A 13,993-nucleotide genomic window follows, 5' to 3' on the forward strand; every position below is an offset into this window, starting at 1 on the left:
AGCTATCGTCAGGAGCTGATGTCTCTCGAACCCGTCGCGCACCCGCCTGCCTCCGTCCGCTCCCTCTGGCGCCTGCGGGGGTACCTGCGGCCGCACCGTCGGGCCCTGGTCGTCATGTTCACCGCCTCGCTCGCCGGCGTCGGGCTGTCCATCGCCCTGCCACTGGTGACGCGCGCCATCATCGACGGGCCGATCTCGCGGCACGAGCTCGGCCCGGTCCTGCCGCTCGGGCTGCTCGCGCTCGGCCTCGGTGTCCTCGAGGCCGTGCTGATCTTCGTGCGCCGCTGGGTGCAGTCCAACGCCGTCCTCGGCCTCGAGACCGCGCTGCGCCGCGACCTCTACGAGCGTCTGCAGGCGCTGCCGATGAGCTTCCACACGCGGTGGCAGTCCGGCCAGCTGCTCTCGCGAGCCACCACCGACCTGTCGGCGATCCGCCGGTTCAGCGGGTTCGGCCTGCTGTTCCTCGTCGTCAACGTCCTGCAGCTCGTCGTCGTCACCGGCGTCCTGCTGTCGATGTACTGGCCGCTCGGGGTCGTCGTGGCCGCCGTGTCGGTGCCGATCATCTGGCTCTCGATGCGCTTCGAGAAGGCCTACGTCGTCGTCTCGCGCCGGGTCCAGGACCAGCAGGGTGACCTCGCGACCCAGGCCGAGGAGGGTGCCGTCGGCATCCGCGTCATCAAGTCGTTCGGCCGCAGCGACCACGTGTCCGGTCGTTACGACGCGGCCGCGCTCGAGCTGCGCGCGACGAGCATGGACAAGGTGCGCCTCTCCGCGAAGTTCTGGACCTTCCTGGAGGTCATCCCCAACCTCGCCGTCGTCGTCGTGCTGCTCCTCGGGGCGATCGGCGTCGGCCGCGGTGCGCTCACGCCGGGCGAGCTCGTCGCCTTCATCACCCTGATGCTCTCGCTCGTGTGGCCGGTCTCCTCGCTCGGCGTCATCCTCGCGATGGCCCAGGAGGCGATGACCGCGGCGGCCCGGGTCCTCGAGATCTTCGACACCGCACCCGAGATCGTCTCGGGCGGGCAGACGTCGACGCCGAGGCGCGGCCACCTGCGCTTCGAGCACGTCGACTTCGCCTTTCCCGACGCCCCCGACCAGCCGGTGCTGCGCGACGTCAACCTCGACCTGCCACCGGGGCAGACGGTCGCCCTCGTCGGCGCCACGGGCACCGGCAAGACCGCGCTGACCTCGCTCGTGCCCCGGCTGTTCGACGTCACCGGTGGGCGCATCACCATCGACGGCGTCGACGTGCGCGACCTCGACCTCGCGGCGCTGCGCAGCCTCGTCGCCACGGCCTTCGAGGAGCCGACCCTCTTCTCGATGAGCGCCCGCGAGAACGTGACCCTCGGTCGGGTCGAGGCCACCGAGCACGAGGTCCTCGCCGCGCTCGAGATCGCCCAGGCGGGATTCGTCCACGACCTGCCGTGGGGGCTCGACACCCGCATCGGGGAGCAGGGCCTGTCGCTGTCCGGCGGGCAGCGCCAGCGGCTCGCCCTCGCGCGCGCCGTCCTGTCGCGTCCGGCGGTCCTCGTCCTCGACGACACCCTCTCCGCGCTCGACGTCCACACCGAGAACCTCGTCGAGGAGGCGCTGTCGCGAGTGCTGTCCGAGACCACCGGCCTCATCGTCGCCCACCGCGCCTCGACCGTCCTGCTCGCCGACCGCGTGGCCCTCCTGCAGGGCGGCACCATCACCCACGTCGGCACCCATCGCGAGCTGCTCGACACCGTCCCGGCCTACCGCGAGCTGCTCGCCGCGGACCCGGTGGCCGGACACGACGCCCCGGCGGAGGTGTCGGCATGAGCGCGCCCGTGCAGGACTGGCGCGGCGTCGCCTCGGACGAGACCGAGGGCGAGCTGACCGCGCAGGCCTCGGCCCGGCTCGCGGGCCGCTCACGGCGGCTGCTCGCCGACGTGATGCGGCCGTGGCGGCGGGCGCTGTGGTGGCTCATGGCCGTCGTCGTCGTCGAGAACGGGGCCCGCCTCGCCATCCCGTACCTCGTCAAGGAGGGCATCGACGTCGGCATCCCGCCGATCCGTGACTCCGGCGACCTCGACCCGCTGCTCGTCGTCGTCGCCCTCGTCCTCGCCGCCACCGTCACGCAGGCCGTCGCGCGCAACCTCTTCCTCGTGCGCTCCGGCCAGATCGGCCAGGACATCCTCCTGTCGATCCGCCGGCGCGTCTTCCGGCACTTCCAGCGCCTCAGCCCCGCCTTCCACGACCGGTACACCTCGGGCCGCGTCATCTCGCGCCAGACCTCCGACGTCGATGCCATCTACGAGATGCTCGAGACCGGCTTCGACGGCCTCGTCACGGCCGCGCTGACGCTCGTCGGCACGTCCGTCCTGCTGCTCGTCCTCGACGTCAAGCTCGGTCTCGTCGCCCTGCTCTGCGGCCCGTTCCTCGCCTTGCTGACCAACTGGTTCCGCAAGGAGTCGGCGCGCAGCTACCGCGCGACCCGCGAGAAGGTCGCCCTCGTCATCGTCCACTTCGTCGAGTCGATGAACGGCATCCGCGCGGTCCAGGCCTTCCGCCGCGAGCCGCGCAACCAGGAGATCTTCGACGACGTCAACGACCAGTACCGGCGCGCAAACCTCGTCGCGTTCCGCCTCGTCGCCTGGTTCATGCCCGGCATCCGCCTCATCGGCAACGTCACCATCGCGGTGGTGCTGCTCTACGGCGGCTGCCTCGCCTACGAGGGCGAGGTCACGGTCGGCGTGCTCGCCGCGTTCCTGCTGTACCTGCGGCAGTTCTTCGAGCCGATGATGGAGATCTCCCAGTTCTACAACACCTTCCAGTCCGCCTCGGCCGCGCTCGAGAAGCTGTCCGGCGTCCTCGAGGAGGAGCCCGACGTCCCTGAGCCGACCGACCCCGTCGCGCTCGAGGGGGCGCGCGGCGAGCTGCGTCTCGAGCACGTCCGGTTCGAGTACGTGCCCGGCACCCCCGTCCTGCCCGACCTCGACCTCACGGTCCCCGCGGGCCAGACCGTCGCCCTCGTCGGGACGACCGGTGCCGGCAAGACGACCCTGGCCAAGCTGGCGACGCGGTTCTACGACCCGACGCGGGGCGCGGTGCTGCTCGACGGCGTCGACCTGCGCCGCATCCGGTCCGAGGACCTGCACCGCGCGGTCGTCATGGTGACCCAGGAGAGCTACCTGTTCAGCGGCACGGTCGCCGACAACATCCGCTTCGGCCGGCCCGAGGCCACCGACGAACAGGTGCAGGCCGCGGCGCGGGCCCTCGGTGCGCACGCGTTCATCTCCGCCCTGCCCGAGGGGTACGCGACGCCGGTGTCCAACCGTGGTGGCCTGCTCAGCGCCGGCCAGCGTCAGCTCGTCGCGTTCGCCCGGGCCTTCCTCGCCGACCCCGCGGTGCTCATCCTCGACGAGGCGACGTCCTCCCTCGACATCCCGTCCGAGCGGCTCGTGCAGCGGGCCCTGCAGACCATCCTCGCCGGGCGCACCGCCGTCGTCATCGCGCACCGCCTGTCGACCGTCGAGATCGCCGACCGGGTGCTCGTCATGGAGCACGGGCGCATCGTCGAGGACGGTGCGCCGGGCGACCTCATCGAGGCCGGGTCGGGCCGGTTCGCCGGCCTGCACCGGGCCTGGATGGACTCCCTGGCCTGAGTCGCCCTCTGGTCGGGTTCAGCGCCCGACGGGGCTCAGGCCGAGGGAGCGGCCGGCCAGGCCGCGGGCCCGGCTCGCGAGGCCCCGCGCGATGCCCCGCAGCGCGACCCCCGCGGCCGAGTCCGGGGCGCCGAGGACGACGGGCGTGCCGGCGTCGCCGCCCTCGCGCAGCCGCGTGTCGAGCGGGATCTGGCCGAGCAGCTCGACGGGCGCGCCGATGCTGCGGCTCAGCGAGTCGGCGACGGCGCGGCCGCCGCCGGAGCCGAAGATCTCCTGACGCGAGCCGTCGGGCAGCTCGAGCCAGCTCATGTTCTCGATGACGCCGGCGAGGCGCTGGTGGGTCTGCAGGGCGATCGACCCGGCGCGCTCGGCGACCTCGGCGGCGGCCTGCTGCGGCGTCGTGACGACGAGGATCTCGGCCGTCGGGATGAGCTGGGCCACCGAGATGGCGATGTCGCCGGTGCCGGGGGGCAGGTCGAGCAGCAGGACGTCGAGGTCGCCCCAGAAGACGTCGCCGAGGAACTGCTGCAGGGCCCGGTGCAGCATGGGGCCGCGCCAGACGACGGGCTGGTTGCCGGGCACGAACATGCCGATCGAGATGACCTTCACGTCGTGGCTGACGGGCGGAAGGATCATGTCGTCGACCTGCGTCGGGCGCTGCTCGACGCCCAGCATGCGCGGCACCGAGAAGCCGTAGACGTCGGCGTCGACCACCCCGACCCGCAGGCCCTGCTCGGCCATGGCGGCCGCGAGGTTGACGGTGACCGAGGACTTGCCGACGCCGCCCTTGCCGGACGCGACCGCGTAGACGCGCGTCAGGCTGTTCGGCCTGGCGAAGGGGATCTCCTTCTCGGGTGCGCCGCCGCGCAGCTGCTGGCGCAGGGCCGCGCGCTGCTCGTCGCTCATGACGTCGAGGGCGACGTCGACGGAGGCCACGCCCTCGACCGCGAGGAGGGCTGCCGTCGTGTCGCGGGTCAGGGTGTCCTTCATCGGGCAGCCCGAGACCGTGAGGTAGATGGCCACGGCCACCGCACCGGCGTCGTCGACCTCGACCGACTTGACCATGCCGAGCTCGGTGATCGGCTTGCGGATCTCGGGGTCGTTGACCTTCGACAGTGCCGTGAGCAGGGTGTCACGGCTCGGCAGTGCGGGGGCGGACATGTCCTCCATCGTAGGTCGCGCCCGCGGCCCTCCCGACCACGGTCCGTGTCTACCGCGACACACACCGCCACCCACGGCGACGCACACCGCAGGCACCCACCGAGTGGCCACCCCGGAGCGCAACACACCGAGCAGTGGCCAACGCGTCGGGGTGTACCCGTGACGGGTTGGCGACTACTCGGTGTGTTGCGCGGGGGTGGGCTCGTCGGAGCGGTGGATGAGGGCGCGCTCCTCGAGCTCGTCGATGAGGCTGCGGAGCTCGGAGCGGAGGAAGTCGCGCGTCGCCTGCTCGCGCAGGGCCAGGCGCAGCGAGGCGACCTCGCGCGTCAGGAACTCGGTGTCGGCGAGGTTGCGCTCGTCGCGGGCGCGGTCCTGCTCGAGGGCGACGCGGTCGCGGTCGGCCTGCCGGTTCTGGGCGAGGAGGATGAGCGGCGCGGCGTACGAGGCCTGCAGGCTGAGCATCAGCGTCAGGAAGATGAAGGGGTACTGGTCGAAGACGAGGTCGCGCGGGGCGAGGACGTTCCAGCCGATCCACGCGACGACGAAGACCGTCATCCCGATGAGGAACTGCGCGGTGCCCATGAACCGCGCGAACTTCTCGGACAGGACCCCGAAGGCCTCCTGCGAGAACGACACGGTCAGGAGGCGGGGCCGCTGCTCGCGTGGCTGGTCCAGCTTGTCGAGCTTGTCGATGCGGCTGCCCCGCGGGCCGGTGCGCCGCTCGGCTCGCTCGCTCACGGGCGCACCTCCAGCTCGTGCCGCTCCTCACGCCAGTCCTCCGGGAGGATGTGGTCGAGGACGTCGTCGACGGTGACCGCGCCGATGAGGCGTCCGTCGTCGTCGACGACGGGCAGCGACACGAGGTTGTACGTCGCGAGGGTGCGCGTGACGGTCTCGAGCGAGGCGCTCGCCGGCACCGGCTCCATCTCCTTGTCGATGATGCTGCCAACGGCGGCGTGCGGCGGCTCGCGCAGCAGCCGCTGGATGTGGACGAGCCCGAGGTAGCGGCCGGTCGGGACCTCGAGCGGCGGACGGCACACGTAGACCATCGACGCGAGAGCCGGCGCGAGCTCCTCGCGGCGGACCATCGCGAGGGCCTCGGCGATGGTGGCCTCGGGACCGAGGACGACGGGCTCGGTCGTCATCATGCCGCCGGCGGTGTTCTCGTCGTACGTCAGCAGGCGGCGCAGGGGAGCCGCGTCCTCGGGCTCCATGAGCTGGAGCAGCTGCTCGGCCTGCTCGGGCGGCAGGTCGGCGAGCAGGTCCGCGGCGTCGTCGGGCTCCATCGCCTCGAGGACGTCGGCGGCGCGCTCGGTGTCGAGGCCGGCGATGATCTCGACCTGGTCGTCCTCGGGCAGCTCCTCGAGGACGTCGGCGAGGCGCTCGTCGTCGAGCGCGGCGGCCACCTCGGCGCGACGCTTGGGGTTGAGGTCGTGGATCACCTCGGCGAGGTCGGCGACCTTGAGGTCGTCGTAGGTCTCGAGGAGCCGCTCGGCGCTCTGGGCGGCGGCCTGGTCGTGCAGGCCGGTGACGTCGCGGATGTCGACGAGCATCGTCTTGCCGGAACGGCGCCGGGTCAGCCGCGAGACGGCGCGCGAGGCCGACGAGACGCCGGAGACCTGGCGCACGAACACCTTGACACCGAGCCAGTCGCGTCGGGGCCCCTGCTCGATGGCGAGGTCCTCGACGACGGCATCGGCGAAGCCGGCCTCGATGGCGTCGGGGGTGGTGACGTGGACGGCGCGGTCGAACAGCTCGGCGGCGACGAGCACCTCGTTGGTGCGCTGCTCGAAGCGGCGCATGTTGACCAGACCCGTCGTGATGACGGCACCGGCGTCGATGGAGGTGACGCGGGTCATCGGCACGAAGACGCGGCGGCGCCCGGGCACCTCGACGACCAGACCGATGACGCGCGGCTGCGGCCGGCCCGCGGGAAACACCACCACGACGTCGCGGACGCGCCCGACCTGGTCGCCGAGCGGGTCGAAGACGCTCAGGCCGGTCAGGCGCGCGACGAAGACGCGGGTGTTTCCACTCATGACGCCAAGGCTATTCGGTCAGGACGGACGGCGACGTCCGCCACGTCGCTGCTGGTGCTTGCGCATCTTGGCCCGCTCCTTGGCCGCCTTGCGCCGGCTCCGCTCCTCGGCGCGTGCCTGCTGGCGCTGGGCCTTCTCCTCGCCGCGGCCGCCCAGGTGCCAGGGGCGCCAGGCCGTCGTCGTGGCGGTGGTGCGGGCCGGTGCGGCCCGGTGGGCGTCGGCGGAGTAGGCGCCGGGCGACTCGACCGGCTCCCCGAACGGGACGAGCGCGGTGATGGTGCACTCGGCGGCCCACCGGGCCAGCGAGTCGTCGACGGCGTTGAGCCGAGAGGCCTTGAGCAGGTCGGCGGCCCGGGCCCACTGGGGCGTGCCGGGTTGCAGGACGTGGACCGTCGCGCGGACGGTGAGCAGCCGGCCACCGGTGTCCTTGCTGCGCAGGACCAGTCGGACCTCCTTCGGCAGCCAGGGCAGCGGCTGCTCGCCCGGACCGCTGACGACGAGCGCCGCGCCCTCGTCCCACACGTGCCAGGCCGGCCAGGCACGGTCGTCGGCGACGTCGATCCACAGCAGCCCGGACTTGCCCATCGCCTCGTCGAGGAGCGCGCTGAGGTTGGCGGCCGGTGCGCGGGGGGTGCCCGTGGAGTCGTCGGTCGTGCCGCGGACGGCGGTACGGTCGGCGGGCTCGCGGACGGGCTCGCCGGTGGGGCCGGTCGTCGCAGGCGCGGTGCTGGGGTCGCTCACAGGGCCACCCTAGTGATCCGCACCTCATGCCGGCCGGGCGTGAGCGCGGTCATAACCGGTGCCGTGGGGCCGCCGCTAGGTTGGCGCCCATGCGCAGCGCGAAGGACTTCTTCCGTCCCCTCGCGGTGGGTGCGCCGGCTCCGCTCACGCAGGTGCCGGCCCGCCCGTCGCGGGTCATCCACTTCTTCGACCCGAGCAACGAGAAGATGGCGGCCAAGGTCCCCGGCCTCGTCGGCACGGTGGACGTGCTGCTCGGCAACCTCGAGGACGCGGTCAAGGCCGACCGCAAGGAGGCGGCCCGGGCGGGTCTCGTCGCCGTCGCCAAGACCACCGACTTCGGCGAGCACACGCAGCTGTGGACGCGCGTCAACGCGCTCGACAGCCCGTGGGCGCTCGACGACCTGACGACGCTCGTCACCGAGATCGGCGACAAGCTGGACGTCGTCATGGTCCCCAAGGTGCAGGGCGCCGAGGACATCCACTACGTCGACCGGCTGCTGGCCCAGCTGGAGGCCAGGGCGGGGCTGACGCGTCCGATCCTCGTGCACGCGATCCTCGAGACGGCGCGCGGCATGGTCAATGTCGAGGAGATCTGCGGGGCCAGCCCGCGCATGCAGGGGCTCTCCCTCGGGCCGGCCGACCTCGCGGCCGACCGCCGGATGAAGACGACCCGTGTCGGCGGTGGCCACCCCGGCTACCTCGTGCGCGAGGACGCACCGGGCGACGACGTCCACGCGACCCGCCCGGTGCACCAGCAGGACCTGTGGCACTACACGATCGCCCGGATGGTCGACGCCTGCGCGATGCACGGCATCTACCCGTACTACGGCCCGTTCGGCGACATCACGGACGTCGTCGCGTGCGAGGACCAGTTCCGCAACGCGTTCCTGCTCGGCTGTGTCGGGGCGTGGTCGCTGCACCCGGTGCAGATCGACATCGCCAAGCGGGTGTTCAGCCCGTCGCCCGACGACGTGCGCCACGCCCGACGCGTCGTCGCCGCCATGGGCGACGGCACCGGGGCGGTCATGCTCGACGGGAAGATGGAGGACGACGCGAGCCTCAAGCAGTGCCTCGTCATCGTCGAGCTCGCCGAGCGGCTCGCGGCCACGGATCCCGACCTCGCTCGACGCTACGCCGAACCCGCCGAACCCGAGCTCCGGGGACAAGGGGCCTGAGGAATGGGACCCGACGAGACCGCCTTCCGTCCGCGTCGCTCGGTGCTCTACCTGCCGAGCTCCAACGAACGGGCGCTCGAGAAGGCCAGGACGCTGCCCGTCGACGGGCTGATCCTCGACCTCGAGGATGCCGTCGCGCCGGAGGCCAAGGACTCCGCTCGCGAGAACGCCTGTGCCGCAGCTCGATCGGGCGCCTACGGTCGACGCGAGCTGACGATACGCGTCAACGCCATCGGGACCCGGTGGCACGAGGACGACCTCGCCGCCGCGGCCGCTGCCGGCCCGGATGCCGTCGTCGTGCCCAAGGTCGGGTCGGCCGACGAGGTGCGCTCCCTCGTCGACGCGCTCGAGGCCGCGGGTGCCCCGGAGCGCACGCGGCTGTGGGCCATGGTCGAGACCCCGGCGGCGATCCTCGACGCCGCCCGGATCGCCGCTGCGTCGGACCGGCTGGCCTGTCTCGTCCTCGGGACCAACGACCTCTACAAGGAGCTCGGGGCCTCCTTCGCGCCGGGTCGCGCCGCCGTCATGACGAGCCTGCAGCTGGCGGTGCTCGGGGCCCGGGCGGCCGGCGTCGCGGTGCTCGACGGCGTCTTCAACGACGTCAAGGACGCCGACGGGTTCCTCGCCGAGGCGCGTCAGGGTCGGGAGCTCGGCTTCGACGGCAAGACGCTCATCCACCCGGCACAGGTCGGCCCGGCCAACGAGGTCTTCGCCCCGAGCGCGGGGCAGGTCGAGGACGCCCGCGCCGTCATCGAGGCGTTCGAGCAGGCGCAGTCCGAGGGCCGTGGCGTCGCCACGCTGAACGGCCGGCTCGTCGAGAACCTCCACGTCGACACGGCGCGCAAGGTCATCGCGACCGCCGAGGCGATCTCGGCCCTCGCCGACTGACCCGCCTCCGTCCGCTGCCGAGACCTCGACCCGAGGAGCGGCTCAGGTGACCGCGTGGAGCTTGTCGGGGTTGCGGATGCCGTACACGGCCACGACGCGGTCGTCCTCGACGGTGAGGAACCACACCGAGTCGACGCCCTCGGCGGTCAGCAGCACGACCGCGTCCTCGCCGTTGACGACGCGCACCTCGGCACCGGTCACGGCCGCCGACTCCGGCCGGTTCAGGACGCCGGCGAGCCAGCGGGCGACCTTGTCCGCCGTGTGGATCGGGCGCAGGGCCGCGCGGCGGATCCCGCCGCCGTCGCTGACGAGGGTGACGTCGGGGGCGAGCACCTCGAAGAGCGCCTCGACCTGACCGCCGGCGGCCGCGGCGAGGAACCGTTCGGTCACCTCCCGGTGCCGAGCCGCGTCGACGACGCTCCGGGGCCGCCGCGCCTCGACGTGCGAGCGTGCCCGGTGCACGAGCTGGCGCACCGCCGCGGGTGACCGGTCGAGCGTCGTGGCCACCTCGGTGGCCGGCATGCCGAACACCTCGGTCAGGACGAACGCCGCGCGCTCCAGCGGGCTGAGCGACTCGAGGACGATGAGCATCGCCATCGACACCTCGTCGGCCAGCTCGGCGGCGGCGGCACCGTCGTCCCGGGGGTCGCTCGCGACCGGCTCGGGCAACCACGGGCCGACGTAGGTCTCGCGCCGCGAGCGCAGCTGGCGAAGGCGGTTGAGGGCCAGACGCGTCGTCACCGTCAGCAGGAAGGCGCGCGGCTCGTCGACCGTGGAAAGGTCGACGTCGCGCCACCGCAGCCACGCCTCCTGCACGACGTCCTCGGCGTCGCTGTGGCTGGACAGGATCCGGTAGGCGGCACCGACGAGCCTGCCGCGGTGCTCCTCGAAGACCGCCGTCTGGGGGTGCCGGGTCGCGGGCGTCCCGTCGGCGGCGTCCGGTGTCGCAGGGGTCCTCATCGGTTCCTCACCTCGTGGTCTGGTGGCTGCCGGCCGGCCACCGCGATCATCGCAGGGACCGGCGGCGCATGCGGTTCGACAGGTGGACACGCGTCGCGCCCACGGTGTGACATGGCGGACGCGCCGGAGCCGGCCCCGTTTCCCGTGCAGGGCCGACCCGGGTGAGACTGGGGCCGTGACGACGCCCGAGACGCGCCCGCCGAGGCTCGCGTCGACCGCGCGAACTTCTGCGGGCCGGCCGGGCCCCACGCGTGCGCCCGGCGTCGGGAACGAGCCGCCACTGCGGCTGACGCGTCGGGGTGTCCTCGTCCTCGGTGGGCTCGGGGCCGCCGCGGTCGCCGGCGGCGGCTGGGCGCTCGCCTCGGTGATCGCGCCGGACCACCCCGTGACGATGACGCCGGAGGCCAGGGACCGCCCCGTCGCGGTCGAGCGGTCCGTGCTCCGACGCCGGGACGCCGTCGGCGGGGTGGCCCACCACTACGAGGTGGACGGCCGGGCGACGCCGTACTACGTGCAGGACGCCTTCGCCGCCACGCTCGCGGCGTGGATGACGACGCACCGGGCGCTGACCGGCCAGCGCCCGGAGGCCCTGCACTCCTACGGCGGCTGGACCAGGGGTGCCGGCACGTCGTGGCACCACTCCGGCCAGGCGCTCGACGTCGCCCGCCTCCGCGCCGACGGACGGGACGTCGCCTCGCTGCGCTACGACCGCTGGCGCGACGACACCGCCGCCGAGGTGCGCCGCCGGCTCCGGACCTACTGGCAGGTGGCGGCCGGCCTGCACCTGCACTTCGCGGACGTGCTGACCTACCTGTTCGACGCCTCGCACGCCAACCACATCCACGTCGACAGCGGACGCTTCGGCCCCGGCGGACTCCCCCGGCTCATCCCGCGCTCGGGCGCCCAGGTCCAGGCGGTCCAGGCCATGTGCGTCCACGTGTGGGGACGCGGCGAGGTGACGATCACCGGCCGGCTCGACGCGGCGACGCGGGACGCGACGACCGCGATCCTGCGCGACCACGGGGGCGAGGGCGAGCTGACCGACGGCGTCGAGGCGTGGCAGGCCTTCCTCCGGGCCACGATGCGCGAGGCGCGTGACGCCTGAGCGCGACGCGCGCCGCGCGGGCGACCGTAGGATCGGCCGCATGCCCCGGAGCGTGCTCACCCCGCAGGTGGAGGACTTCCCGCGCTGGTACCAGGACGTCGTCGCCAAGGCGGAGCTGGCCGACAACGGTCCGGTGCGCGGCACCATGGTCATCCGCCCGTACGGCTACGCGATCTGGGAGCGGATGCAGGCCGACATGGACCGGCGGATCAAGGAGGCCGGCGCCTGCAACGCCTACTTCCCGCTCTTCATCCCGGAGTCCTACCTGACCCGCGAGGCCGAGCACGTCGAGGGCTTCAGCCCCGAGCTGGCGGTGGTCACCCACGCGGGCGGCAAGGAGCTCGACGAGCCGGTCGTCGTGCGGCCGACGTCCGAGACCGTCATCGGTGAGTACATGGCGAAGTGGACCCAGAGCTACCGCGACCTGCCGCTGCTGCTCAACCAGTGGGCCAACGTCGTGCGGTGGGAGCTGCGCCCGCGGGTCTTCCTGCGCACCAGCGAGTTCCTCTGGCAGGAGGGCCACACGGCGCACGCGACCGAGCAGGACGCACGCGACTACGCCTGGCGCATCCACTCCGAGGTCTACGCGGCCTTCATGCGGGAGATGCTCGCGATGCCGGTGGTCCTCGGCCGCAAGACCGCTCGCGAGCGTTTCGCCGGGGCGACGAACACCCTTGCGCTGGAGGCGATGATGCGCGACGGCAAGGCCCTGCAGATGGGGACGAGCCACGAGCTCGGCCAGAACTTCGCCACGGCGTTCGACATCACCTACCTGTCCGAGCAGGGCCACCGGGAGCTGTGCTGGACGACCTCGTGGGGCACCTCCACCCGCATGCTCGGCGGCCTGATCATGTGCCACGGCGACGACGCCGGCCTGCAGGTTCCGCCACGTCTGGCACCGGTGCAGGCGCTCGTCATGGTCGTCAAGGCAGGCGAGGGGGTCGCCGAGGCCGCGGCTCGGGTCCGCACCGACCTCGTCGCCGCCGGTGTCCGTGCCGAGCTCGACGACCGCACCGACACCCCCTTCGGCCGCCGCGCGGTCGACGCCGAGCTCAAGGGCATCCCGGTACGGGTCGAGGTCGGGCCCCGCGACCTCGTCGACGACAGCGTCACCGTGGTGCGCCGCATCGCCGGGGGAAGGCGCCGGTGTCGCTGCGCGCCCTCGTGCCGACCGTCACGGCGGCCCTCGCCGAGGACCAGGACTCCCTCTACGCGGCTGCCCTGGCGCACCGTGACGCGCGCACGAGCGCCGTGACGACGATCGAGGAGGCCGCCGAGGCCGCCCGCACCGGATGGGCGACGATCCCGTGGGCGACGCTCGGGGTCGAGGGCGAGGAGCGGCTGGCCGCATCGACCGTCACCGTGCGGTGCCTGACGATGCCCGACGGCTCGGTGCCACCGTCGGAGGACGCGGACGGAGTGCTCGCCGTCGTCGGCCGTGCCTACTGACGCGAACCCGAAGGCGGTGGTTTCCTCGGTCGGGACCTCCCGTCCGGGGTGCGCGGCGTCACGGTCGGTCTGGGGAAGGTCCGGGCCCGCGGCGTCGTTGAGACCGACGTGAGGACGGTGGACGCGTGAGCGAGCAGCACAGCGACGAGACGGTGACGCCCGGGCGACCCGTGCCGCAGCCCGGGACGGCGCAGCCGGAGGTGCTGACGCCGTTGCTGCGCGACCGTGAGAGCGTCATGGTCTACGACCGCGAGCACGAGCTGTCCCCCGAGGCCCTGCGGGCCATCCTCGAGGCCGCGCGGTGGGCGCCGTCGGCGGGCAACTCGCAGCCCTGGGGCTTCATCGTCGGCCGCCGCGGGGACGAGACGCACGCCGCGATGATCGAGGTTCTGAGCGCCCCGAACCGGGTGTGGGCCCCGTCGGCGTCGGCGATCGTCTTCACGCTGCACCAGGTGGCGACGGACGAGGACCACGAGGTGTCCTACAGCGACTACGCGATGTTCGACCTCGGCCAGGCCGTCGCCCACATCACCGTGCAGGCCCGGTCGATGGGGTTGCAGGTGCGCCAGTTCGGCGGCTTCGACCACCGCGCCGCGAACGAGGCGTTCGCCGTACCGCGGCACTGGGCCGTCACGACGGGCATCGCCCTGGGCCTACCGGCACCGGCGGGCGTCGACGACGAGATGCCCGACTGGGTGCGCACCCGGGCACGGCTCCCTCGATCCCGCCTGCCGCTCGAGGAGTTCGTCCACTCGGGGAAGTTCGGCCACCCGGCCGACTTCCTGTCCGAGCCCCCGTCCTGACGCCGAAACCGTCCCGGGGCGGGGACCACGCCACGAACGCGTG

The 13,993-nt window shown here is 73.0% G+C and carries 13 protein-coding genes; 8 read left to right on the plus strand and 5 right to left on the minus strand.

Annotated features, from left to right (window positions below):
- Positions 1-18 precede the first annotated feature (18 nt).
- On the plus strand, positions 19-1,803 hold the full coding sequence (locus tag AC1VM9_RS13110) for an ABC transporter ATP-binding protein (protein WP_481344982.1): 1,785 nt from the start codon (positions 19-21) through the stop codon (positions 1,801-1,803).
- Complete coding sequence (locus AC1VM9_RS13115; RefSeq protein ID WP_483122949.1) at positions 1,800-3,629, plus strand: ABC transporter ATP-binding protein; 1,830 nt, start codon at positions 1,800-1,802, stop codon at positions 3,627-3,629. Before AC1VM9_RS13110 ends, AC1VM9_RS13115 begins: the two co-directional genes overlap by 4 nt.
- 18 nt (positions 3,630-3,647) lie before the next feature.
- Here the strand turns inward: AC1VM9_RS13115 and AC1VM9_RS13120 are convergent, their stop codons facing one another.
- The 4 genes from AC1VM9_RS13120 to AC1VM9_RS13135 all read right to left on the minus strand — a co-directional run bounded on the left by AC1VM9_RS13120 (position 3,648) and on the right by AC1VM9_RS13135 (position 7,570).
- Positions 3,648-4,790, minus strand: a complete 1,143-nt coding sequence (locus AC1VM9_RS13120; RefSeq protein ID WP_483122950.1) for an Mrp/NBP35 family ATP-binding protein — start codon at positions 4,788-4,790, stop codon at positions 3,648-3,650.
- Positions 4,791-4,964: 174 nt separating this feature from the next.
- Positions 4,965-5,528 carry a DUF1003 domain-containing protein gene (locus tag AC1VM9_RS13125; RefSeq protein ID WP_481342214.1) on the minus strand — a complete coding sequence of 188 codons (564 nt, stop codon included), beginning with the start codon at positions 5,526-5,528 and terminating at the stop codon, positions 4,965-4,967.
- Positions 5,525-6,829, minus strand: coding sequence for a magnesium transporter MgtE N-terminal domain-containing protein (locus tag AC1VM9_RS13130; RefSeq protein WP_481342215.1), 1,305 nt, complete (start codon positions 6,827-6,829; stop codon positions 5,525-5,527). Before AC1VM9_RS13130 ends, AC1VM9_RS13125 begins: the two co-directional genes overlap by 4 nt.
- A gap of 18 nt (positions 6,830-6,847) precedes the next feature.
- Positions 6,848-7,570 (minus strand): hypothetical protein, encoded by a 723-nt coding sequence (locus AC1VM9_RS13135; RefSeq protein WP_483122952.1) that lies wholly within the window; start codon positions 7,568-7,570, stop codon positions 6,848-6,850.
- A gap of 89 nt (positions 7,571-7,659) precedes the next feature.
- On the opposite strand from AC1VM9_RS13135, the gene AC1VM9_RS13140 reads away from it, so the two are divergent.
- Entirely contained in the window at positions 7,660-8,745 is a 1,086-nt protein-coding gene (locus AC1VM9_RS13140) for an HpcH/HpaI aldolase/citrate lyase family protein (protein ID WP_481342217.1), read from the plus strand.
- 3 nt (positions 8,746-8,748) lie between these two features.
- Positions 8,749-9,633: an HpcH/HpaI aldolase/citrate lyase family protein gene (locus tag AC1VM9_RS13145; protein ID WP_481342218.1), complete on the plus strand. Its 885-nt coding sequence runs from the start codon at positions 8,749-8,751 to the stop codon at positions 9,631-9,633.
- A gap of 42 nt (positions 9,634-9,675) precedes the next feature.
- Here AC1VM9_RS13145 and sigJ read toward each other — a convergent pair whose 3' ends face one another.
- Positions 9,676-10,593, minus strand: coding sequence for an RNA polymerase sigma factor SigJ (sigJ, locus tag AC1VM9_RS13150; protein WP_481342219.1), 918 nt, complete (start codon positions 10,591-10,593; stop codon positions 9,676-9,678).
- A gap of 175 nt (positions 10,594-10,768) precedes the next feature.
- Here sigJ and AC1VM9_RS13155 point away from each other — a divergent pair, with 175 nt between their 5' ends.
- The 4 genes from AC1VM9_RS13155 (at position 10,769) to AC1VM9_RS13170 (ending at position 13,950) form a co-directional block, all read left to right on the plus strand.
- Positions 10,769-11,698: an extensin family protein gene (locus AC1VM9_RS13155; RefSeq protein ID WP_481342220.1), complete on the plus strand. Its 930-nt coding sequence runs from the start codon at positions 10,769-10,771 to the stop codon at positions 11,696-11,698.
- 40 nt (positions 11,699-11,738) lie between these two features.
- Complete coding sequence (gene proS, locus AC1VM9_RS13160; protein WP_483122953.1) at positions 11,739-12,953, plus strand: proline--tRNA ligase; 1,215 nt, start codon at positions 11,739-11,741, stop codon at positions 12,951-12,953.
- Complete coding sequence (locus tag AC1VM9_RS13165; RefSeq protein ID WP_483122954.1) at positions 12,950-13,147, plus strand: hypothetical protein; 198 nt, start codon at positions 12,950-12,952, stop codon at positions 13,145-13,147. The genes proS and AC1VM9_RS13165 overlap by 4 nt, the downstream gene beginning before the upstream one ends.
- Positions 13,148-13,272: 125 nt before the next feature.
- On the plus strand, positions 13,273-13,950 hold the full coding sequence (locus AC1VM9_RS13170) for a nitroreductase family protein (protein WP_481342222.1): 678 nt from the start codon (positions 13,273-13,275) through the stop codon (positions 13,948-13,950).
- The last annotated feature ends 43 nt before the right edge of the window (positions 13,951-13,993 follow it).

This window comes from Monashia sp. HAY1-11D (assembly GCF_056868035.1).